The sequence below is a fragment of the Rhodococcus sp. T2V genome, from assembly GCF_029269925.1.
In the GTDB taxonomy this organism is placed as follows: Bacteria; Actinomycetota; Actinomycetes; order Mycobacteriales; family Mycobacteriaceae; genus Rhodococcus_F; species Rhodococcus_F koreensis.
On the sequence record NZ_JARJBD010000081.1, the window covers coordinates 24,172 to 46,077 of the forward strand.

The window sequence follows — 21,906 nt, forward strand, 5'->3', positions numbered from 1 at the left end:
CTGACGAAGGTCGTAGTTTCGTACGACCTTCGGCTGGCGTCAGCCTTGCGGTGCAGTGCGCGTGACGTCGACGTTGCGCAGCCAGATCGACACGGCCTCGGCCCGATTGGATGCGCCCAGTTTGCGCAGGATCCGAGTGATGTGGGTTTTGACGGTTCCCTCGGAGATGACCAGCCTGCGGGCGATCCTGCCGTTGGAGTCACCGTCCGCCATGAGCCGGACGATCTGCACCTCACGACGAGTAAGGACGGAATCGTCGTCGCGTCCGAGCGCCACGGACTTCGCCACTCCCGGTCCGGTGGCCTTGTTCCAGCGTCCGAGCCCGTCCAATTGCGTGCGCACGGCCGTAAGCCCCTCGAGCACAGTGACTCTCGCCAGGTTCTGGCTCATCCCCTCGGCGAACGTCGACAACAGCGCCCGATCGACGCCGGTGAGATTGCGCCTCTGGTGATAGCAGTCGCCGTGAACCAGGCCGACGACGTCGCCGCCGACCACCAGCGGCGCAATGCCGTACGACGAGGATCTGGTGATCTCGGCGAGTGGACGGTTGACGCGCGGGTTGTCCTGCACCTCGTGGACGAGCGTTGCACGAGCACCGGTCACCGTGTCGTTCTCGACGAGCGTGCGGTCGAGCACCGGCGGATTCTCCCTGCCCACCGCGACGATCTCCTCCGCCCAGCGCGGATCCCGGACCACATGCATCGAATGCAACCGCCACGACCCGTCCACCGTCGACAGCAGCGCACGGTCGAAACCGAGGCTGCACACCGCCTCGGGAGCTCGGGCCAGCAGCGCGCCGACGGTCTGCGCGTCGCCGACCCGCGCCAACGCCGACTGCACCATGGCAAGTACTTCTGCGGGGCCGGCCGTCCCCCGCCGCGCCACCACCGCCTCCGCCTCGCGTATGCGGCCGAGCATCTCCGTGAGGGATGTGAGAACGTCCGGCGACGAGCCGTGATCGCCGATCGCGCGCAGCATCTCCGCGGTCACGAGGTCCCACAGCCGGCCCAGCGTCTGACTGTGGGACTGTGCGCCGACCGGCTGCGAACCAATCGGGTCGCGGTCCACCAGGGCGCCCACGTCACGGGTGATCTCGGCGACCGCATCCTGCACCGTGACACCGTCCTGCGGGATCGACGAGTTGCGCATTTTCTACTCCCTCGGTGGCCTAAGTTCGCTGTGCTTCCTGGTGAGCCATGTCGAGGGGCTCCGCCCGTACGTTCGCGTCACGTGTCAGCCGACGGGACTGATCGAACAACCCGCCGCCGATCACGAGCACCGCGCACCCGATGATCAGCAGCGACACACCCCACGTCGAGTGGCTGGGCGACATGGTCACCATCGTCAGCGCAAGAATCGGGGCCAAACCTCCTGCTGCGGCGCCGCTGACCTCCCGGCCGGCGCCGATGCCCGAGGCCCGCACCTCGGTGGGGAACTGCCGTGCCATGTACGGGCTCGCCGCCACCATGATCATCGGTGCCAGGACACCCGTGGTCACGACCATGACACCCCAGATGAGCGGCGATCGGCCAGTGTCGAACAGCCAGAAGGCGGGGAAGGCCATCAGTGCGACCCCGATCGCGCCGCCGATCATGACCTTGCGGGTGTCCACGCGGTCGGACAGCCGCCCGAGGAGCGGACACGCGGCGATCGCCGCGATGCTCGCGAACGTCACCCCGAGGGCGCCGACGTTCTTCGCCACCCCCTGGAACTCCGCGAGGTAGGACAGCGAGAACGTCTTGAAGGTGTACGAGAGGGCGGAGTATCCGCCGTACACGGCCGCAACCACGACCAGGCCCCGCCAGTTGCCGCGCACCAGGTCACGCAGAACCTGGAAACCTTTGCGTTGCCGCGCCTCGGTCGCCACCTTCTCGAATTCCTCCGACTCGGGCATCGCACGGCGAATCCAGTAACCCACGATCGCGAAACTCGCGACGAACGGCACCCGCCAACCCCAGGTGTACAGGGCTTCGTCGTCGATGCTGGTGACCGCGGCGACTGCGAGTGACGCCGCCAGCAGGCCGATCTGGGCGCCCATCACCGGGTAGGCGCCGTTCCGGCCCCTGGTCGTCTCGTCGGCATGCTCGTACGCCACCGTGATTGCGCTGCCCAGTTCGGCACTCGCGCCGAAGCCCTGCAGGATCCGCAGAATGATCAGCAGCGCCGGTGCCGCCACACCGATCGCGGCATACGACGGCACGAGTCCGATGAGCCCGGACGCGATTCCCATGATCAGCAGGCTGATCGACAGCACCGCCTTGCGCCCGATGCGGTCACCCAGGATTCCGAAGAGGATGCCCCCGAAGGGCCGGGCCAGGAATCCGACCGTGAACGTGGAGAACGCCGCGAGGGTGCTCGCCGACGAATTCGCCGACGGGAAGAACACCTTGCCGAACACGAGCGCCGCCATCGATGCGTACAGGTAGAAGTCGAACCACTCCAGCGAGGTTCCGACGATGACCGCAGCTCCGACCTTCTTCACGCTCTTGGGGGATTCCCGCCGAACGGGTACCTCACGTTTCTGCGCCACAGTCACGTCCCTTCCGCCGCCACCTGTCGCGCAAAACTATTATGTATAATCTTTAAAATCAAGTGTCGGGGATCACAACTGTTGCCGAGTGAGAGTCGGGCCACTCAGTCGGCGTGACCGACTTCGCGAGTGGTCGACACGTCCGGCGCGCTGACCGTCGCGCGTGCCGGGAGGTTGAGCAGTCGCTCTGCTTCCTCGACGTTGGCCAGGGTGAGGTCGAGGTTGCAGACGAGCTCGGTGGTCCTCTCGATCAGCGGTTGATTGCCCGCCGAGAGTTCCCCACGGCGGAGATAGAGCGTGTCTTCCAAGCCGGCGCGGGCGTTGCCGCCCAACGCCAGCGCAATGGCTGTCAGGTTCAGGTTCATTCTTCCGACGGCGACGACCTGCCATACGCAGTCGGCGGGGAGGCGTCGAACCATGGTGAGCAGGTTGTCCGCTGTCGCGGCCATTCCGCCGCGGACACCGAGCACGATGGAGAACTGCATCCGTTCGTCGTCGAGTAGTCCCTCGTCTCGCAGGCGGAGACATGCCTCGAGATGTCCGGTGTCGTAGATCTCGAGTTCGGGTTTGATGCCCAAGTCGCGCATCCTTGCCGCGAGCCGCCGGACATCCTTCGGAGGGTTCCGGAACTCGCCGTCACCGAAGCTCATGTTGCACGGGTTGAGGGTGGCCATACGTGGTCGGAGTTCGACGAGCGCGGCTCGTGCCTCGAACGGCACAGACAGACCGACTCCGGTCGAAAGCTGGATCAGGATCGGGCATCGGTCGGAAATGAGTCCTATTGTTTCGCTGGCTATTCCGAGGTCTGCGGTGGGACGGCCGTCGCCGTCCCGGAAATGCAGATGGGCGACCGAGGCGCCCGCCGTGTACGCCGCGGCGACGGCATCGGCGATCTCGTGCGGTTGGGTCGGCAAGTGTGGATTGTCCGCGGTGGTGGCGATGGGACCGGTCGGGGCCACGGTAAGGATGATTCCCAAGGGATGCTCCAGCGAGTTCAGTGTTCGAGGTCGGGGTTCCAGCGTCAGCGATGCTGCCATTCGTTGGAAGACAAAGCCGTTCACGACGAAGATGCTTCGGCAGGCTCCAGCCGCACATCGCACCGCTGTGAAAAATGAACAGCAATGGTCGCCTGGCGACGAATAATCGTCGAAGGCGATGCCATTGCTTCGACGTGTTCTCCATGATCGGTGCGTCAGTATCGCAGAACACACACGGCGACACCGTCACCACCTCGATGTAGTCGACTCACTATGGAGGACACCCACGATGACATCACAACTCACCACCGATGTTCCCGGTTCGGTTCGTAGCCCGGAGACGTACCCCTTTCGCATGCTCGTCAACGGCGAGTTGGTCGCGGGTGCGTCCACCACCGAAGTGGTCAATCCCGCGACAACGCGAGTCATCGCCACCAGTCCCGTCGCGAATTCGGACCTCGTCGACGAAGCGGTCGGGGCAGCAGCACATGCCTTTCCCCGGTGGAGTGGTTTGGCAGTCGAGGAGCGCGCCGAGTGCCTCGACCGCCTCGCCGACGCGATCGAGGGCCGGCGTGATGAGATTGCCCGCATCGTCACTCTCGAACAGGGAAAGCCGCTCGCACTCGCGGAGGGTGATGTCGATGCCGCGGTCGCATTCGCTCGATACTTTGCGCAGACACGGCTGGAACCTGAGATCGTTCGAGACGACTACGAGGCTCGGATAGAAATTCACCGCCGCCCGTTGGGCGTTGTCGCGGCGATTCTGCCCTGGAATTTCCCATTCCTCCAAGCGGTGTACAAGATCGCCCCAGCGGTGATCGTGGGCAACACCGTCGTCGCGAAGCCGGCACCGACGACGCCTCTGAACACCATGTTGCTCGCGGAGATCGCGAGAGAGGCGTTTCCGGCCGGCGTCGTCAACATCATCGGTGACGACGGAACCGTAGGTCCTCTTCTCACGTCGCACCCCGCTGTCGCAAAAGTTTCCTTCACTGGATCCACCGCTGTCGGCAAAGCGGTCATGCGCAGCGGTGCCGACACGTTGAAGCGCATCACGCTCGAGCTGGGTGGCAATGACGGGGCGATTGTGCTGGACGATGCGGACGTCGACAAGGTGGTCGATGGAATCTACACCTGGGCTTACTCGAATGCCGGTCAGATCTGCATCGCGATCAAGCGCATTTTCGCTCCAGCCTCGCTCTACGACGAACTCTGCGAGAAACTCGCCGAGCGCATACGCGGAACTATTGTCGGTGACGGTCTGGATCCCGAAACGCAGATGGGCCCGGTTCAAAACGCAAAACAGTACGAGGCCGCGAAGAAATGGCTCAATATCGCGAACAAAGAGGGAAGAATCCTGGCAGGGGGAAAGGTCTCCGACCGAAGCGGCTATTTCATCGAACCGACACTGGTGGCCGATCTTAACGACGACAGCGAGTTGGTATCCGAAGAAACCTTCGCCCCGATTCGCGCGATTCTCCAATACACCGACATCGACGACGCGGTGTCACGCGTCAACAGCACCCATTACGGCCTCGGCAATTCGGTGTGGGGTAGCGATGTCGAACGCGCCGCACAGGTCGCCGGCCGCCTCGACAGCGGCACGGCCTGGGTGAATCAGCATTTCACCGTTACCCCCGACGTTCCGTTCGGCGGTCGCAAAGATTCCGGTCTCGGCGTCGAATTCGGAGTCGACGGTCTCCAGGCGTACACCGACATCCAGGTCGTGAACATCTCGAAGGCGTAGGGCTGTCCTTCGGTGCCGGTGTACCGACCCGCCGGCACCGAAGTTGCACGACCGGGCCGATCCGCTTCACTCAGCGCGGACCGAAGATTCTGCGGTTTCCGCCTTGCTGACGGCGGCAGTGAACGAAGAATCTGTGGGAAATCGGATCAAACTCGCACAATTCTTCTTCATGTGCGCCACCTCACACCTCGCGGTGTAATCCTAGCCGCAGCAGCACGGTGGTCGGCCGGCCAACCTCTCCCCCGACACGGTCCTCCCCGACCGTCCACCCCGAGAATCTCCATAGGAAGCATCCAATGACCAATTCCCCAGAATTCTCCCCACCTGCCGTCGCGGCACCTCCTGCACCCGATGAAAGCTCCCATGCGCTTCTCCACCGCGGGCTGGGCGTCGGATCGATCGTCTTCATGGTGGTTGCAGCGGCGGCCCCGCTGGGCGTGATGGTCGCGAACACACCCATCATCACCGGGATCAGCGGGAGCGCCGGGGCCCCTCTGTTCTTTCTGATCGCGACCGTGGTTCTCGTCTTCTTCTCGGTCGGCTTCACTGCGATGAGCAAATTCGTACCCAACGCCGGGGCCTTCTACTCGTATATCCAGGCCGGACTCGGGCGTCACGTGGGCTCGGGTGCCGCTGCGCTCGCGCTCGTCTCCTACGGGGTCCTGCTGATCGGCGTCAACGGCTACCTCGGAGTGGCGACATCGAATGTCGTCTCAGCTCATTTCCACGTGGATATCCAGTGGTGGATCTATTCATTTGCTTGGCTGTTGATTATCGGCGTCCTCGGATATCGAGACATCGAGCTCAGCTCGAAAGTGCTCGGCGTGCTACTCGTCGTAGAGATAGCTGTCGTGGTGGTCCTCGACGTTGCCATCGTCGTCAAGGGCGGTGAGTCGGGCCTCGGTGTCGAACCGCTCTCCCTCTCCACCTTCGCCTCCGGAACACCGACGCTCGGACTGATGTTTGCCTTCTTCTGCTTCTTCGGATTCGAAGCGACTGCAGTGTTCCGAAACGAAGCGAAGGACCCCGACCGCACCGTTCCCCGCGCAACGTATATCGCAGTTCTGTCGATCGGCATTTTCTATGCGATTTCCTCGTGGGCGGTTATGGAGGGAGCAGGCTCCGGCAGCGTCGTCGAGAAGGCGAAAGCCGATCCGGAGAATCTGGTTCTCGACCTTGCAGCCTCCTACGGCGCGCCGATACTGAAGGATGTCATGCAAGTGCTGTTGGTAACCAGCACCTTCGCCTGCGTTCTGTCGTTCCACAACGTCATCACCAGGTATCAGTTCACACTCGCTGGAAAGGGCATGCTGCCGAAGAGACTGGCAGATGTCAGCGAAAAGCACCTTGCACCGTCGACGTCCTCGCTGATTGCATCGGCAATCTCGCTCGCCGCAATGGCACTCGTCACCGCGCTCGGATGGGACCCCATCACCTCGATCTACACGTGGCTTTCGGGTGCGGCCACGCTCGGTCTGATCGGCTTGATGGTTCTGACTAATCTCGCGGTGATCTTCTACTTCCGCACGAAGGCATCCGCCCCCACGGTGTGGCATTCACTCATTGCTCCCGCGATGTCCCTGATCAGTCTGACCGTCATTCTCGCGTTGGTCATCGCGAACTTCTCACTACTCGTCGGCGACAGGACGACGGCCGCCGTCGTCGGTGGACTGATCGCGGTCGCCTTCGCGGTCGGACTGGCCGGTGCAGAAGTCATGAAGCGTCAACGACCGGACAGGTATGCCGAATTGGCGGCCGACACAGTCCGCCGACCCTGATCAGGTCCAGCACGGGCCGCGCTAGGACCCGCCGTCGCGTTTCGCGTGCGGATCGATGCGGATCGGCCTCCGCATCTCGTCCAATCCACTGACATGCTGCATGAATTGGACCCCGATGAGATGGTCGAACAGGATGCTGGTGTTCGTCGACGCTACCGGACTTGCACTCAGCTTCAGGGCCACGAGGTCGCGTAGCTGAGCGCTCGACGTGCACGCCACGTGCACCAGGAAGTCATCCGCTCCACCGACGAAGAACACATTCAGCACCTGCGGGATCTTGATAATGCGGTTCGCGTAGCTCTTCACCTGGTCGCGGGCGTTCGCCTGCAGTCGCACCGCGACGATGGCCTGCACGGGGAAGCCGATGGACTCATAGTTCAGGGCGGCATGAACGGACTGGATGACCCCCAGGTTCTCGAGCCTCTTGATCCGAACATGACAGGTCGACGGCGCGATTCCTGCCTTCCGTGCGAGCTCGTTGTTCGACTTGCGACCGTCGGCCGCCAGCTCCCAGATCAGAATCTCATCGATGTCGTCGAGCTTGATCTGTTGCTCGCCTTCGTATTGGGCCATCTATCGGATCCCTTCAGCACTCTGCGCATCCGTTTCGGCGACCAGGGTGTGCAGAAGATTCTTCGTTTCCAGTTCCACTCAACGTAGCTTCGCCGAAAGATTCACGTCAATCCAGACATTCTTCGAACAACTCGCAACCTTTCTGGAGCTATCTCGACGAGATGCCGACGATGGTGCGACCACGAGAACCAAGACAGGGAGTGTCACGTGACCACGACCGAAACCGAGATTCAGCACCTCGACACACCGGCCCTCCGCGATTCGGCCGGCGCCCATCTGTGGCGGCATTTCTCCGACATGACCACCACCGAGAAGCAGCCACTTCGCGTGATGGTGAAGGGTGAGGGGTGCTACCTCATCGACTCCGAAGGAAATCGATTCCTCGACGCACTGTCCAACCTGTTCTGCGTCAACATCGGCTACAGCTACGGCGAAGAACTCGGGCAGGCCGCGCTGGCGCAATACCGCGAACTGGGCTACCACTCCAACTGGGGCTCAACCCATCCGAAGGCCATCGAACTGGCACACACCCTCGCGGACCTCGCCCCCGAGGGCCTCGATCACGTCTTCTTCACCCCCAGCGGCGGCGAGTCGGTCGAGGCAGCCTGGAAGATCGCACGCGAGTACCATCATCTTCGCGGCGAGAAGCGCTGGAAGGCGATCGGCCGGAGCATGGCCTATCACGGAACCACGATGGGCGCCCTGTCGATCAACGGAATTCCCGAGATCCGGAGCATGTTCGAGCCGCTCCTACCCGGAGCCTCCCACGTTCGCAACACCAAGCGCCTCGGCCGACCCGGGAAGGAAACCGAGGAAGAATTCACCCAGTTTCTCCTCGACGACCTCGAACAGCGAATCCTCGCCGAAGACCCCGCCACGGTCGCCATGATCATCATGGAGCCGGTACAGAACCACGGCGGCATGCTGGTACCACCGGCCGGCTACTCCGCCGGGGTGCGCGCGCTGTGCGACCGGTACGGAATCCTGCTGGTCGCCGACGAGACGATCACCGCCTTCGGACGGTGCGGCGCCTGGTTCGCCTCGGAACGATACGAGATGAAACCGGACATCATCACGACCGCGAAGGGGCTGTCCTCGGCGCATGCGGTGATCGGTGCGGTGATCACGACGGACGAGGTGTATTCGACGTTCTACGTGGCTGGACGGAAATTTACCCACGGCAACACCTTCGGCGGTCACCCCGTGATGGCAGCCGTAGCACTGCGCAACATCGAAATCATGCAAGAACTCGACATCCCGCGTCACGTAGCCGCGAAGGAGGACGAACTCCGGAGCAAACTCGAGTCTCTTCGAGCGCTCCCCATCGTGGAGGACGTCCGCGGCTCCGGATTCTTCTACGCGATCGAACTGACGTCCACCGACGCACGAGGGCAGCGCTTCTCGGATACCGAACTGGCCAGGCTCTACGGGGACGAACTCCTGTCCGACCGTCTGGTCGACCGTGGCATCCTTCTTCGCCTCTCCCTCGACGGCGGCGACCCGGTGCTGTGCATCGCGCCGCCGCTGATCGCAGACAGCCCTGAATTCGACGAGCTCGTCGACGGTCTCCGCGACGTACTGTCGGCCCTTTCGCTCGACGCGGGCCTCGTCTGAGCCGACACCAGACAACGACATTCCCGACGACCCGACCGGTCCATCGGACGGCGCGTCACCCGAGATCTCTCTGATCGAGCAAGTAGAAGTTAGAAGGAGTTCAATGTCCCACTCACCTTCCGAGATCGCCGAGTCTTGGCTCCACACATTCGATGAGCGGCTCCGGTCCCGCGACATCAACGGTGCTGCAAAGCTGTTCCAGGATCATGGGTTCTGGCGCGATTTCGTCTCGTTCACATGGAATATCAAGACATTCGAGGGAAGCGCGGAGATCGAGGCGATGCTGGACAGCACCCTCGATCGCGTGCAGCCGTCGGGATGGACGTTGCTGGAAGCTGCCGAGGGTGACGAGCACGAGGTCGACGCCTGGGTCGGGTTCGACACCGCTCAGGCGCGAGGCAAAGCCCATCTGCGACTCCGCGACGGCAAGGCATGGACACTTCTCACGACGATGGAGGAAATCCGGGGTCATGAGGAGCACGCCGGCTCGCATCGTGACCTGGGTGTCCGTCACGAGGTCGTGAAAGGACGGCGCTCGTGGCTCGAGCAGAAGGTCGACCGGGAGGAGCGCCTCGGCCGAGACGAGCAGCCCTACACCCTGATCGTGGGAGGCGGGCAGAACGGGATCAATCTCGCGGCCAGACTCGGGCGACTGGGAGTGCCGGCGATCGTCATCGACAAGAAGGCGCGGCCGGGCGACAACTGGCGGTCCCGCTACAAGTCACTCCACCTCCACGATCCCGTGTGGTTCAACCACATGCCGTACATGAGCTACCCGGACAGCTGGCCCGTGTTCCCCAGTAAGGACAAGGTCGGTGACTGGCTCGAGGCGTACACCACCATCATGGAGATCAACTACTGGGCGAACACCGAATGTGTGAAGGCGCGGTACGACGCGGAGTCCGATTCCTGGTCGGTCGACGTCGTCCGCGATGGAGAGCACATCACCCTCCGGCCCAGGCAACTGGTGATTGCGCTCGGCGTGTCCGGCTACCCGCACATTCCGGCGTTCGACGGGGCCGAAGACTTCGCCGGCGCTCAGCATCACTCGTCCCAGCACTCCGGAGGCGGAGACTGGTCCGGCAAGCGTGCGGTCGTCATCGGCTCGAACAACTCGGCGCACGACATCGCCGCAGACCTGTGGGAACACGGCGCCGACGTCACAATGCTCCAACGATCGTCGACCATGATCGCCCGGAGCGGGAGTCTGGTCGAGTACGCGTTCGCACCCCTCTACACCGAGGATGCTGTGAAGAACGGGATCAGCTTGGAGAAGGCTGACATGCTTGCCTCCTCGATCCCGCTGCGGGTGGCCCCGGATGTCCAAAAACCCATCTACAAGAAGATCGCGGATCACGACGCGGAGTTCTACGCACAGTTGCGGGAGGCCGGCTTCGCACTCGACTTCGGTGACGACGACTCCGGGCTGCACATGAAGTACCTCCGGCGTGGTTCCGGCTATTACATCGACGTCGGTGCATCTCAACTGATCATCGACGGTCACGTGAAGCTCCGGCAAGGTCAGGTCTCCAAGATTACCGAGAGTGCGATCATTCTGGACGACGGGACGGAGGTCGAAGCCGATGTGATCGTGTACGCAACGGGCTATGGATCGATGAACGCGTGGCTTGCCGATCTCATCAGCCCGGAGGTGGCCGACCAGGTCGGAAAGTGCTGGGGATACGGTTCCGACACGACGAAGGATCCCGGCCCCTGGGAAGGCGAACTCCGCAACATGTGGAAGCCCACCAACGTCGAGAATCTGTGGATTCACGGCGGAAATTTCTCGCAAGGCCGTCAGTTCTCGAAATATCTTGCGCTGCAGATCAAGGCCCGTATGGAAGGACTCGACACCAAAGTATACGGACTTCAGCCTTCGCACCACACTCGCTGACGCACCCCGTAGATCAACCCGATCGTCTGTGGCCGGCACGCCTCGAGCGTGCCGGCCACAGGCGGCCCACCACCCCGACATCGCCTTCGCGAGGTACGAGCCTGAGATGGGGCTGATGACTGTGGAACCGGAAACCACTCGACAACAAGGAAATCAGCCGTGCGAGCGCAGTGCCGGTGTGACGGAGCGCAGCGAACGGCCCTCGCCCGATGCGCGTGAAGTAGTCGCATATGCGCTGAAATGGATGCGGTGGGGCGGCGGCGAGGCGGAAGACATCTTCGTGCATTTCGGGGTGGACCCGCCCCGGTTCTTCCTCCGTGTACGAAAACTTCTGAGCACGCCCGCCTCGAGGATCGTGACGCCCGAGGACAAGGCCGAGCTGCGGCGGATCTGCGCTGTGCGTCTGAACCCCACCAGGTCTGACCTCCCGCTCGGCGGTGCCACCGAGCGGGACGGCACGTGAGGTCAGCGTTCGAGCAACCGGGCGGCAGTCCGCTCGGCGCGACGGGCCTCGCCGAGCGTGACGAACTGGTCGACGGAGGCGGGGTCGTCGAGGGCGTCGATGCTCAGCACGGCGTCCCGGTCTGCGCCCTGGAGGATTCGCTTGATCGGGACCTCGATCTTCTTGCCGGTGCGGGTGTGCGGCAGGGAACGAACCTCGATGATCTCGTCGGGGACGTGCCGCGGGGAGGCCTGCGACCGGATGCCCGCATTGATGCTCTCCCGCAGTTCGGCGTTCAGTTCCGAACCTGGCGCCAGGACGACGAACAGCGGCATCCAGTAGCCGCCGTCCGGCTCGTCGACTCCGACGATCAGGGAATCCTCGATCTGGGGCAGCTTTTCGACGGCCTGGTAGATTTCCGCGCTGCCCAGCCGGACGCCGTGCCGGTTGAGCGTCGAATCCGAGCGCCCGTGCATGACCACGCTGCCCTCGTCGGTGACGGTGACCCAGTCGCCGTGGCGCCACACTCCGGGGAAGGTGGAGAAGTACGCATCCCGGTAACGGTCGCCCGTGGCGTCGTTCCAGAAGAACACCGGCATCGAGGGGATCGGCTTGATGATGACGAGTTCCCCGACACCGCCCACGATTTCGTTGCCGCAGCTGTCCCATGCCTGCAAAGCCATTCCGAGGCCTCGGGCGCTGATCTCACCCGGCCGGACCGGGGTGGTCGGAGCACTGCACGCGAAGGCGGTGACCACGTCGGTGCCGCCCGTCGGCGAGGACAGCTGGATGTGGGCGCCGACATTGTCGCGCACCCAGTGGTAGCCGCTGGGCGGCAGCGGAGACCCGGTCGAACCAACGATCCGCAGAGCGCTCAGGTCGAACTGCTCAGCGGGGGTGATACCGGCGTCGGCGCAGGTCTGCAGGTGACCGGGGCTGGTGCCGAGGAAGGTCACCTTCTGCTCGTCGGCGATGCGCCAGAGCCTGGTGGTGTCCGGGTAGGTCGGGCTGCCGTCGTAGATGACGGCCGTGGCCCCGGTCAGCAGCGAAGAGACGACGACGTTCCACATCATCCAGTTCGTGCTGGTGTACCAGAGCAGTGTGTCGCCCTCGCGCAGATCCATGTGCAGGCCTGTCAGGGAGAGCAGGGCGAGCAGGATTCCGCCGTGCCCGTGCACGATGCCCTTGGGCAGTCCGGTGGTGCCGGACGAGAACAGCACCCACAGCGGATGATCGAACGGCACCTTGTCGAACTGCAGGGGCGCCTCTGCGCTGACGGCGTCGTTCCAGAACAGCACCGCGGGATCGTCGATGAGGTCGGCGAAGGCCCCGTCGGTGTCGTGGTCGACGACGATGGTGTGGGTCAGGGTGGGCAGTCCCGCGCGGACCTGGTGCACCTCCGGCCGCCGGTCGTAGCGGCGCCCGTTGTAGGAGTAGCCGTCGGCGGCGATGAGCACGGTGGGTTCGAGTTGGCCGAATCGATCGATGACCGCACCGGCGGCGAAGTCCTGGGCACACTGGGACCAGATGGCGCCGAGCGAGGTTGCGGCGAGCAGGCCGATGACGGCGTGCTGCCCGGGCGGCAGGTATCCGACCACTCGGTCGCCGCGGGCGACGCCGACCGCACGCAGGGCGGCCGCAAGTGCGGCGACACGACGGCGCAGCTGATCCCAGCTGACGGTGTCCCGGCGACCGTCTTCCCGGATGCAGACCAGTGCGTCCTGGTCGTGGAGATCGTTGCTCAGCAGGTGTTCGGCGTAATTGACGGTGGCGCCGGGGAACCACTGCGCGCCCGGCATCGTCTCGGCGGTCAGCACCGAGTCGTAGGGAGTCGCGGAGTCGATGCCGAAGAACGTCCAGACCGCTTCCCAGAACTGGTCGATGCGGTCGGTGGACCACTGCCACAGGGCGGTGTAGTCGAGGTTGTCGTCGATGTTCGTGCGGTACCGCTCACGCACGTAATCGGTGAAGGAGGCGAGGGTGGACAGCCCGGCGAGATCGGGATCGGGTGTCCAGATCGGCTCGGGGCGAATGGATTCCGGTGCGGTGTAAACCATATGTGCTGGTCACCTTTCGAATCGGGCAGGGCGGTATCCCCGGTCCGGTGGCGGTCACCCGGGCCGGTCGGTGCCTGCGATATTTCAGGGGGTGGTGTCGCGGGTGGCGTCGACGAGATGCTGTTCGAGGCGCGCTGCCGCAGCGGCCCGCTTGTCGCCGTCCCAGGTAAGCAGTCCGGCGCCGGTCTTGGCACCGAGACGGCCCTCGTCGATGAGCCTGGTGAGCAGCGGTGAGGCGCGGTCGTCGTTGTCGAGGCTGGGGAACAGGTAGTTGTGGACGGCGGCCGCGAGGTCGAGGCCGACGTAGTCGGCGTTCTCGATGGGGCCCATCGCCGGCAGGCGCAGCCCGAAACTGTTGCAGACCACCAGATCCACGGTTTCCGCGTCGCACACGCCGGACTCGACGAGGGAGATCGCCTCTCGCCACATGGCGTGCTGGAGGCGGTTGCCGATGAATCCGGGGATGTCCTTGCGCACGTGCACGGGCACCTTCCCGGCGCCGGCCAGGATCGACAGCATCCAGTCGACGGTGTCGGTGGCGGTGCTCTCGCCCTGGACGACCTCGACGAGGGGAACGAGATGCGGGGGATTCCACCAGTGGGCGCCGACGACACGTTGCGGATCGGCGACGTCGCGGGCGACGTCGCCGATCGTGAACACCGAGGTGTTGGTCGCGAGCACCGCCTGCGGGAGCAGCACGCTCAGCTCGGCGAAGAGTTTCTGCTTGAGACCGAGGATTTCCGGCACCGCTTCGACCACCAGGTGGGCGTCGGTGGCGGCGGCTTCGAGGGTCTCGGCCAGCCGTACCCGCTCGACCGCCGCACGGTCGCGGCCCAGGGTATCGAGTTGGTCGCGGATGCGGCCCGGAACCCGCGCCAGCACGGTCGTGTCGGCGTCGTGGACAGTCACCGCGGCGCCGGCAGCGGCGAAGACTCCGGCGATCGAATGGCCCATCAGACCGGCGCCGATGATCAGGACGTTCAGTTCGGCGACGGTGCCGGGGCGATCGTAGATTCCCGACTGGGTCATGGCTGTCTCCGCTTCTCGTGAGTGCGGCGCAGGCACGACCGGCCTGCGCCGCATCGCACCGCGCTGATGTCACGGATCACGCTATCTCCGCCCCACAGCGCCAGTCGATGTGAAGTTCTCATACCTGATTGCTATTGAGGTATGAAGATTCGCCACCCAAGGGTACGGTGCCCGGTGTGGACTCCACCGACTCCGAGACCGCAGAACTGGCCCATCGCCGCCGACGCCGCGAACGTGAACTGAGCAGCCTCTACGCCACGGCGCGGTCACTGACCGCACTCGGGGAGGTCGACACGGTGCTGGCGTCGATCGTGCGGCATGCGCACGAGCTGATGGGCACGGACGTCACGTACCTGTCCGTCTTCGACTCCCACTCGGAATTGACATTGCGCGCCGTCGAAGGGTCGCTCTCCCCCGCCTTCCGGTCAGCGCACGTGCCCGCCGATACCGGTGTGGGCGGCCGAGTCGTGCAGACGCAGGCGGCTTTCTGGGTCGGCAACTACCTCACCGACACCACGCTGGTGCACGACTCGGACTTCGACCGGATCCTGGTCGACGAGGGCATCGTCGCGCTGCTGGGGGTTCCGCTGCGCGACAGCGGGCGAGTATTCGGCATCCTCTTTGCCGCGGACCGCATAGAGCGCCGCTTCCACATCGACGAGGTGGCCCTGTTGAACGCCTTCGCCGACCACGCCGCGGTCGCGCTACAGAACGCCCGCCTCTACCAGGAGAGCCGCCAGGCGTTGGCGGATCTGCGGCAGGCCTACTCGACGATCGAGCGGTCCGGGCAGGTACACGAGGCCCTGACCCAGGTGGTGCTCACCGGCGGCGGGGCCCGGGAGATCGCCGATCTGCTGGTCACCGTTCTCGATGGGCGGGTCGCGATCTACGACCGCGATGAACACCTGCTCGTGGCAACCGCGAATGTGCGCGGCGATGCCGACTCGCCCGCAGACGGGCTGCAGATGTCGTTGGCCGAGAGCCGGCGCAGTGGTCGATGCGTGACCGTCGCCGACAGTGCAGGTCAGTTCCACAGCCTCGTCGCGATTCTCGCCGGCGACAGCTACCTCGGGGCGGTGGTGCTCTCCCACACCGACGCCCCGGCCGAGGTCGAGGCCCGCACCCTCGAGCGGGCGTCCCAAATCCTGGCGCTGATGACCATCAAGCAGAACGCCGTCGCCGAAGCCGAGGACCGGGTGCGCGGCGAACTGCTCACGGAGGTGATCACCTCACCGCGGCCCTTCAGCGCCGAACTTGCGGCCCGTGCCGAGGCTCGGCATCTGGGCATCGACGACTTCGACACCCTCCTCGTCCTCGACTGCCCGTCGCTGCGTCCGGCGGATCTGACCCGACGCCTGCACGGGGTGGCCGACGAATGGTCCGCACTGGCAGGCATCCACCTCGGTACTCCGACGATGCTGCTGTGCGCCGACGACCGCGACGCCGCGGCGGCCGCCATCCACCGGCGTCTACGTGGACTCGTGCGCGCACCGATCCTCGTGTGCGCCACGCCCGTCGCGGCAACCGCGGAGAACCTGCGACGTCCGTTCGCCCTCGCCGCCCGCTGCAGCAAGATCCTCCGCAACGTCGGTGTGAACGACAAGGCCACCTCGACAACACATCTCGGCGTCTACGCAACCGTCTTCGACCCGGACCGCGGCGACGATCTGCGGGTGTTCATCACCGACACCCTCGGCGCCGTCCTCGACTACGACCGCCGCCGCAACACCGACCTGGTGACCACCCTCGCGGCGTACTTCGACAACTCCGCCAATCTCACCCGCGCCTCCAAGGCGCTGCACGTGCACATGAATACCCTGGTCAAACGCCTGGACCGGATCGCAGCCCTGATCGGCGACGATTGGCAACAACCCGACAACGCGTTACCGCTGCAACTCGCCGTCCGGCTGCACACCCTCGCCCGGGAACTCGACAGCGGATTACCAGGTTAGACCTCGCCTATCGCGATCGCCCTCTCCCCCTCCGCGAGTTGCCGCCGGAGGTGGTTGAGCGCCGCGTGCTGGAGGAGGAGTACGGCGTCGACGTTCGTCCCGAGGATGCGCGCGACCTCGACGGCCGGGAGTCGGTGCGCGAGTCGGAGTCGCAGTACGGTCCGGTGACGGTCGGGGAGGGTGTCCATCAGGGTCGCGGCCCCGGCCGCCTCCTCGTCGTCGATGGTCACGACAGGCCTTTCTCTCGGATCGCACCACTGTCGCCGACCCGATGTCCCAGGTGGAAGGGACCGGCGTCCCGTTCGTCCGGGATCCTGCCGACCGGCTCCGACGGCCGGCCCGACGCTTTACGCTGAATGTCATGGCCGCTCTTCGCGCGGAGTGGATCAGAATCTGGCGCAACCCGGCAGACACCCTCGCGACCGTTGCGTTCAATGCCGTCCTGATGATCGGGGCCTGGTTCCTGCTGCCCCGGAGCTGGTTGTTCGAGTGGACGGGGCCGTCCGGTTTCGCGCTCGCCCTGGCCGGCTGGATGTACGCCGACGTCACCGCCACAAACGTGCTGGCGCCGGACAGTGAGCGGGTTCTCGCCGCACTCGACGACCGGGACGCGCTGGGTGCGATGCTCGGCGCCAAGGCGGTGGCGCTGTGGATGCTGATCGCCCCGATCTGCGCGACCATCGCGATCGTCGTCGGCTTCGCCGAGCAGGACTGGCTGTTCACCGCGGTGGTGGTGGTCGCGGTGGCGCTGTGCCCGTTCGGCGCACTCGCCGGGTCGAGTCTCGTCGGGGTCTATTTTCCGTACCACCAGCGGTCGCTGCGGTGGCGATGGGAACAACGTGCCCGGTGGCGCACCGTCGTCGTCCGGTGGCTGATTCTGCTGGTGGTGCCGTACGGGGTCTTCCCCGCGTTCTCGGCGGCGATCGCCGTCGTCCCGGTCGTGCTGTGGCGCCTCGTCCGTCCGGCCGACGTGCACTCGCGGATGGGTACCGCGGACTTCGCGCTGTGCGTCGTCCTCGCCGTCGTCATCTCGGCGCTGATGTGGGCGGTGGCGCGGCGAATCGCCCTGTCACGCATACAACGCCACGCGCCGTTGGCCGCCTACCTGCGTGACCGCGACCGCGGCTGAGCAGTCCCCTCCGTACGTGAGTGCCGATGCGTACCCCCGCACACATCGCCACTCACCTGCGCAGGTGAGTGGGAAAGCGTGTCGGGGCACGCTTTGCCACTCACGTCAGGATTTGCCACTCACGTCAGGAGAGGTGCTCCGGCTGGGGGTGCGCCTTGTGGACCTGGTCCGATCCGACCGCGTCCTGGCTCGCCTCCGGTGGGCATTCGGCGCTGTACTTGCCCGCGTGTTCCAGGGAGACGACGACGGACTTCGACGTGGGACAGTTGCTGCCGGTCGCCGTGGAATCGAGCGGCACCAGCGGATTGGTCTCCGGATAATAGGCGGCAGCCGACCCGCGGGGTGTGTCGTACTCGACGATCCGGAAGTCGTGGGCGCAGCGGACGCGGTCGTCGCCGTCCCAGTGGGTGAAGAGGTCGACCATGTCGCCGTCGTCGAAGCCGAGGGCCGCGATGTCGTCGTGGTGCAGGAAGATCACGCGTCGCCCGCCCTCGATGCCGCGGTACCGATCGCTGAGCCCGTAGATCGTAGTGTTGAACTGGTCGTGGCTGCGGATGGTCTGCAGGATCACGTGCCGCGGGGGCACCTGCAGCACGTCGATCGGGGACACCGCGAACTGGGCGCGCCCCGAGTGGGTGGGGAACGTCCGGGAGTCGCGCGGCGGGTGCGGCAGAACGAACCCGCCCGGCTTGCGGACGTTCACCTCGTACCCTTCGCATCCGGGCACCACCCGCGAGATGTGCAGGCGGATGTTCGCGTAGTCGTCCCGCATCTTCCTCCACTCGATGCCGTAGCGGTCGCCGAGCGTGGCCTCGGCGATGCGCGTGACGATACCAACCTCCGAATCGAGTTGGGGGCTAGCGGGTTTCAGCGGACCGCGGGAGGCATGAACCGAGCACACCGAATCCTCGACGGAGATGAACTGCGGCCCGCCGGCCTGGACGTCCTGCTCGGTGCGTCCCCGCGTCGGCAGGATCAGGGCCGTGTCACCGCACACGAGATGCGATCGGTTGATCTTCGTCGAGACGTGGACCGTCATCCGGGTCTTGCGCAGGGCGGCGGCGGTGACCTCGGTGTCCGGAGCGGCCTGGACGAAGTTGCCGCCCAGCCCGAGGAAGAAGTGGGCCTTGCCGTCGCGCATGGCCCGGATCGAATCGACGGTGTCGTAGCCGTTCTCGCGGGGCGGCTCGAAGTCGAACTCCTTCGCGAGCGCGTCCAAGAAATGCCGCGGCGGGCGCTCCCAGATCCCCATCGTGCGGTCGCCCTGCACGTTCGAGTGCCCGCGCACCGGGAACAGCCCTGCGCCGGGTTTCCCGATGTTGCCCTGCGCGAGCGCGATATTGGTGACTTCCTTGATGATCGACACCGCGTTGTGGTGCTGGGTGAGCCCCATCGCCCAGCAGAACACGGTGGCGTCGGAATCGCGCAGCATCCGGGCCGCGTCGGTGATCTGTTCCCGCGACAGCCCGGTCGTCCCGGTGACGACGCCCCAGTCGATGTCCGTGACGTGCTGCTTCCACAGCTCGAATCCGATCGTGTACCGGTCGATGAAGTCGTGGTCGAGGGCGTCCCATTCGACGAGCAGTGAGCCGAACGCCTGGAGCAGGGCGAGGTCGCCGTTCAGCGCGATGGGCAGATGCAGGTCCGAGAGGTCGGTGCCGGGACCCACCATGCCGCGGGGCGTCTGCGGATTCTTGAAGTTGACGAGCCCTGCCTCGCGCAGCGGGTTGATCGACAGGATCTTCGCGCCGTTCTGCTTGGCCTTCTCGAGCGCCGACAGCATCCGCGGATGGTTGGTTCCCGGATTCTGGCCCTGCAGGACAATGAGTTTCGCGTGATACACGTCGTCCATCGTGACGCTCGCCTTGCCGATGCCGATCGACTCCTGCAGCGCGATGCTGGTCGATTCGTGGCACATGTTGGAACAGTCGGGCAGATTGTTCGTCCCGAACGCGCGGACGAACAGCTGGTACGCGAACGCGGCCTCGTTCGACGCCCGGCCGGACGTGTAGAAGATCGCCTCGTCCGGGCTGTCCAAAGCGTTCAGCTGGTCGCCGATCAGCGTGAAGGCCTCGTCCCACTCGATGGGCTCGTAGTGGGTTCCGCCGGGCCGCTTCACCATCGGATGCGTGATCCGGCCCTGCTGCCCCAGCCAGTGCTCGCTGTGGCAGTCGAGTTCGGCGATACTGTGGCGGGCGAAGAATTCGGGGGTCGCCCGGACCCGCGTCGCCTCCTCCGCCACCGCCTTGGCGCCGTTCTCGCAGAACTCCGCGGCGTGGCGGTGACCCGGGTCGGGGTCGGGCCAGGCGCAACTCATGCAGTCGAAGCCCTCGGCCTGGTTCAGCCGCAGCAACGTCTCGGCCGTGCGGACCACACCCATCTGCTCGAGCGCGCGTTTCATCGACACCGCGACAGCGGTCGGCCCGGCCGCATGGTCCTTCGGGTGCCCGACCTCGAGGTCGGCCTCGTCGTAGTCGAGTTCCTCGTCCTTGTGACGCATCGTTCAGCCTTTCGTCACGATCTCCCCACCAGGCAGCCGAGGTAGTCGATGACATCGTCGGTCGCGGTGGCCGGGGCGGTGAGCGCGACGTAACCGTCGGGGCGCACCACCACCAGCGTGCCACCGTGTGCCCCGTAGGCGCTACGCGCGAAACCGCGGTCGTCGACGACGTCCACGCCGGGGCCGCGGGAATCTCCCACCACCACGTATTTCACGTCGTCGGGCGCGTCTTCGGCCAGGGTCTGCAGGGCGTGCCGGGGCCCGCCGTCGAACCCGAGAACCGTGAACTGGGTGCCGCGGAAGACGTCGAACAGTCGCAGCGGGGTGCCGTCCGGGCTCAGGCACGGCGCGTCGGGTGCGCGGTCACCCGCGCGGATGCCCGTCGTCACGTCCCCGTCCCGGGACAGCGAACTCCACGGGTAGCCCAGCCCGAGTTGCTGGCCGTCCTCGGTCGCCGCGCCGGCGAACCCCGATGAGTCCTCGCGTCCGAGGTTGTCGGTCACCTTCTGCAGCCCCGCGCTGCTCACCCCGAGCGTCCAGCGGGCGAGCGGCAACCGCTCCTCCTGATACGTGTCGAGGAGCGACGGATCCGCGGACCCGGCCAGGACGAGCGCGAGTTTCCAGCCGAGGTTGTAGGCGTCCTGGATCCCGGTGTTCATCCCGAGCCCACCGGCGGGCGGATGAACGTGCGCGGCGTCGCCGGCGAGGAACACCCGGCCGTCTCGGAAGCGGTCCACCATCCGCACGTTCACATGCCAGGTGGACAGCCACGTCGGTGCGGACAGTCGCACGCCGGGTTCGCAGGCGATGTCGTCGAGCACTCGCTGGAAGTACTCCAGCGACGGTTCGGGCAGGTTCCCCTCCTCGTCGAAGTCCGCGAACGGCACTCCCTGGAACTGCCAGGAGTTGATTCCACGGAACGGGCACAGCGCGACGAATCCCTTCTCGGGGTGCGACCACTGGTACCAGTGATCGGGGGTCAGGCCGTCGACGGACACGTCGCCGAGGAGCATGCCCTCGATGCCGCCCGTCCCCTCGAACGACACCCCGAGCGCCTTGCGCACCGTGCTGCGCCCGCCGTCGCACCCGACGAGGTAACGCGCCATGACGGTCCCGCCCCCGGCGAGCCGGACGGTCACCTTGTCGGTCTTCTGCTCGAAACCCACCACCTCGACGCCGCGCTCCACGTCGATACCGAACTCGGAGAGCCGCTCTCGCAGGATCTGCTCGGTCCGCCACTGCGGGATCATCAACCCGCTCTCGTAGGGCCGGTCGGGTGTGGGGCTCAGGTCTGCGTGGGGGTCGCTGTCGCCCACCACCCGGCCGCGCACCGCGACCCGGTTGGGAAGGTGCCGGAACCCGGCCTCGACGACCTCGTCGACGATACCGAGATCGTCCATCACTTCCTGACTGCGCGCGGTCAATCCCTTTCCGCGCGAACCCGGGAACGGCTCGGGAGACTTGTCGAGGATCCGCACTTCGACGCCACGCCGCGCCAGTTCCAGAGCGAGCGTGAGACCGGTCGGCCCGGCCCCGGCCACCACTGCCTCGGTAGGGCTCATGGCGTCATCGTATTCGCGACGGCACCGATCCCGCGGGAAAGTCGCCGCACCCGCTCATCGGCTCTCGCTCAGAAGTTTCCGCGGGCGGCTTGCTCGCGTTCGATGGCTTCGAAGAGGGCTTT

The 21,906-nt window shown here is 65.5% G+C and carries 16 protein-coding genes; 7 read left to right on the plus strand and 9 right to left on the minus strand.

The genetic code is table 11. The features are described 5' to 3' along the window. Positions 1–39: 39 nt before the first annotated feature. The 3 genes from P3H15_RS40965 to P3H15_RS40975 form a co-directional block, all read right to left on the minus strand. Positions 40–1,149 carry a response regulator transcription factor gene (locus P3H15_RS40965; protein WP_276142508.1) on the minus strand — a complete coding sequence of 370 codons (1,110 nt, stop codon included), beginning with the start codon at positions 1,147–1,149 and terminating at the stop codon, positions 40–42. Positions 1,150–1,168: 19 nt separating this feature from the next. After that, on the minus strand, positions 1,169–2,536 hold the full coding sequence (locus P3H15_RS40970) for an MFS transporter (protein WP_346348832.1): 1,368 nt from the start codon (positions 2,534–2,536) through the stop codon (positions 1,169–1,171). 98 nt (positions 2,537–2,634) lie between these two features. Then, positions 2,635–3,507: a 3-keto-5-aminohexanoate cleavage protein gene (locus P3H15_RS40975; protein WP_346348833.1), complete on the minus strand. Its 873-nt coding sequence runs from the start codon at positions 3,505–3,507 to the stop codon at positions 2,635–2,637. Between the two features lie 355 nt (positions 3,508–3,862). Between P3H15_RS40975 and P3H15_RS40980 the strand changes: the two genes are divergently transcribed. Further along, on the plus strand, positions 3,863–5,254 hold the full coding sequence (locus P3H15_RS40980; protein ID WP_276142509.1) for an aldehyde dehydrogenase family protein: 1,392 nt from the start codon (positions 3,863–3,865) through the stop codon (positions 5,252–5,254). A gap of 296 nt (positions 5,255–5,550) precedes the next feature. Further along, the gene (locus P3H15_RS40985; protein ID WP_276142510.1) at positions 5,551–7,032 is read left to right on the plus strand and encodes an APC family permease; all 1,482 of its coding nucleotides are present in this window, start codon (positions 5,551–5,553) and stop codon (positions 7,030–7,032) included. A gap of 21 nt (positions 7,033–7,053) precedes the next feature. Here P3H15_RS40985 and P3H15_RS40990 read toward each other — a convergent pair whose 3' ends face one another. Continuing rightward, positions 7,054–7,605: an Lrp/AsnC family transcriptional regulator gene (locus tag P3H15_RS40990; RefSeq protein WP_276142511.1), complete on the minus strand. Its 552-nt coding sequence runs from the start codon at positions 7,603–7,605 to the stop codon at positions 7,054–7,056. 207 nt (positions 7,606–7,812) lie between these two features. On the opposite strand from P3H15_RS40990, the gene P3H15_RS40995 reads away from it, so the two are divergent. From P3H15_RS40995 to P3H15_RS41005, 3 genes are all read left to right on the plus strand, one after another. Continuing rightward, a complete protein-coding gene (locus P3H15_RS40995) occupies positions 7,813–9,219 on the plus strand; it encodes an aspartate aminotransferase family protein (RefSeq protein ID WP_276142512.1) in 1,407 nt (468 codons plus the stop codon). 103 nt (positions 9,220–9,322) lie between these two features. After that, a complete protein-coding gene (locus P3H15_RS41000; RefSeq protein ID WP_276142513.1) occupies positions 9,323–11,113 on the plus strand; it encodes an NAD(P)/FAD-dependent oxidoreductase in 1,791 nt (596 codons plus the stop codon). 115 nt (positions 11,114–11,228) lie between these two features. Next, entirely contained in the window at positions 11,229–11,576 is a 348-nt protein-coding gene (locus P3H15_RS41005) for a hypothetical protein (protein ID WP_276142514.1), read from the plus strand. Between the two features lie 2 nt (positions 11,577–11,578). On the opposite strand, the gene P3H15_RS41010 is transcribed toward P3H15_RS41005, so the two are convergent. Both P3H15_RS41010 and P3H15_RS41015 read right to left on the minus strand, forming a co-directional pair. Continuing rightward, positions 11,579–13,612, minus strand: coding sequence for an acetoacetate--CoA ligase (locus P3H15_RS41010; RefSeq protein WP_276142515.1), 2,034 nt, complete (start codon positions 13,610–13,612; stop codon positions 11,579–11,581). 84 nt (positions 13,613–13,696) lie between these two features. Then, positions 13,697–14,641 (minus strand): 3-hydroxyacyl-CoA dehydrogenase family protein, encoded by a 945-nt coding sequence (locus tag P3H15_RS41015; protein WP_276142516.1) that lies wholly within the window; start codon positions 14,639–14,641, stop codon positions 13,697–13,699. A 176-nt stretch (positions 14,642–14,817) separates the two neighbouring features. Here P3H15_RS41015 and P3H15_RS41020 point away from each other — a divergent pair, with 176 nt between their 5' ends. After that, on the plus strand, positions 14,818–16,593 hold the full coding sequence (locus P3H15_RS41020; RefSeq protein WP_276142517.1) for a helix-turn-helix domain-containing protein: 1,776 nt from the start codon (positions 14,818–14,820) through the stop codon (positions 16,591–16,593). On the opposite strand, the gene P3H15_RS41025 is transcribed toward P3H15_RS41020, so the two are convergent. Then, positions 16,590–16,823, minus strand: coding sequence for a sigma factor-like helix-turn-helix DNA-binding protein (locus P3H15_RS41025; RefSeq protein ID WP_276142518.1), 234 nt, complete (start codon positions 16,821–16,823; stop codon positions 16,590–16,592). The two genes, P3H15_RS41020 and P3H15_RS41025, sit on opposite strands and share 4 nt — an antisense overlap. Positions 16,824–16,954: 131 nt before the next feature. Here P3H15_RS41025 and P3H15_RS41030 point away from each other — a divergent pair, with 131 nt between their 5' ends. Continuing rightward, complete coding sequence (locus P3H15_RS41030; RefSeq protein WP_276142519.1) at positions 16,955–17,722, plus strand: hypothetical protein; 768 nt, start codon at positions 16,955–16,957, stop codon at positions 17,720–17,722. A 124-nt stretch (positions 17,723–17,846) separates the two neighbouring features. Here P3H15_RS41030 and P3H15_RS41035 read toward each other — a convergent pair whose 3' ends face one another. Next, positions 17,847–20,222, minus strand: a complete 2,376-nt coding sequence (locus tag P3H15_RS41035) for an FdhF/YdeP family oxidoreductase (protein WP_276142520.1) — start codon at positions 20,220–20,222, stop codon at positions 17,847–17,849. 14 nt (positions 20,223–20,236) lie between these two features. Continuing rightward, entirely contained in the window at positions 20,237–21,784 is a 1,548-nt protein-coding gene (locus P3H15_RS41040) for an FAD-dependent oxidoreductase (protein WP_276142521.1), read from the minus strand. Positions 21,785–21,906: the final 122 nt, after the last annotated feature.

Coding starts and splice junctions, on each gene's coding strand:
- P3H15_RS40965 (WP_276142508.1), bottom strand. CDS start 1,149: ATGCGCAACTCGTCGATCCCGCAGGACGGTGTCACGGTGCAGGATGCG.
- P3H15_RS40980 (WP_276142509.1), top strand. CDS start 3,863: ATGCTCGTCAACGGCGAGTTGGTCGCGGGTGCGTCCACCACCGAAGTG.
- P3H15_RS40985 (WP_276142510.1), top strand. CDS start 5,551: ATGACCAATTCCCCAGAATTCTCCCCACCTGCCGTCGCGGCACCTCCT.
- P3H15_RS40990 (WP_276142511.1), bottom strand. CDS start 7,605: ATGGCCCAATACGAAGGCGAGCAACAGATCAAGCTCGACGACATCGAT.
- P3H15_RS41000 (WP_276142513.1), top strand. CDS start 9,323: ATGTCCCACTCACCTTCCGAGATCGCCGAGTCTTGGCTCCACACATTC.
- P3H15_RS41005 (WP_276142514.1), top strand. CDS start 11,229: ATGACTGTGGAACCGGAAACCACTCGACAACAAGGAAATCAGCCGTGC.
- P3H15_RS41010 (WP_276142515.1), bottom strand. CDS start 13,612: ATGGTTTACACCGCACCGGAATCCATTCGCCCCGAGCCGATCTGGACA.
- P3H15_RS41015 (WP_276142516.1), bottom strand. CDS start 14,641: ATGACCCAGTCGGGAATCTACGATCGCCCCGGCACCGTCGCCGAACTG.
- P3H15_RS41030 (WP_276142519.1), top strand. CDS start 16,955: ATGGCCGCTCTTCGCGCGGAGTGGATCAGAATCTGGCGCAACCCGGCA.
- P3H15_RS41035 (WP_276142520.1), bottom strand. CDS start 20,222: ATGCGTCACAAGGACGAGGAACTCGACTACGACGAGGCCGACCTCGAG.
- P3H15_RS41040 (WP_276142521.1), bottom strand. CDS start 21,784: ATGAGCCCTACCGAGGCAGTGGTGGCCGGGGCCGGGCCGACCGGTCTC.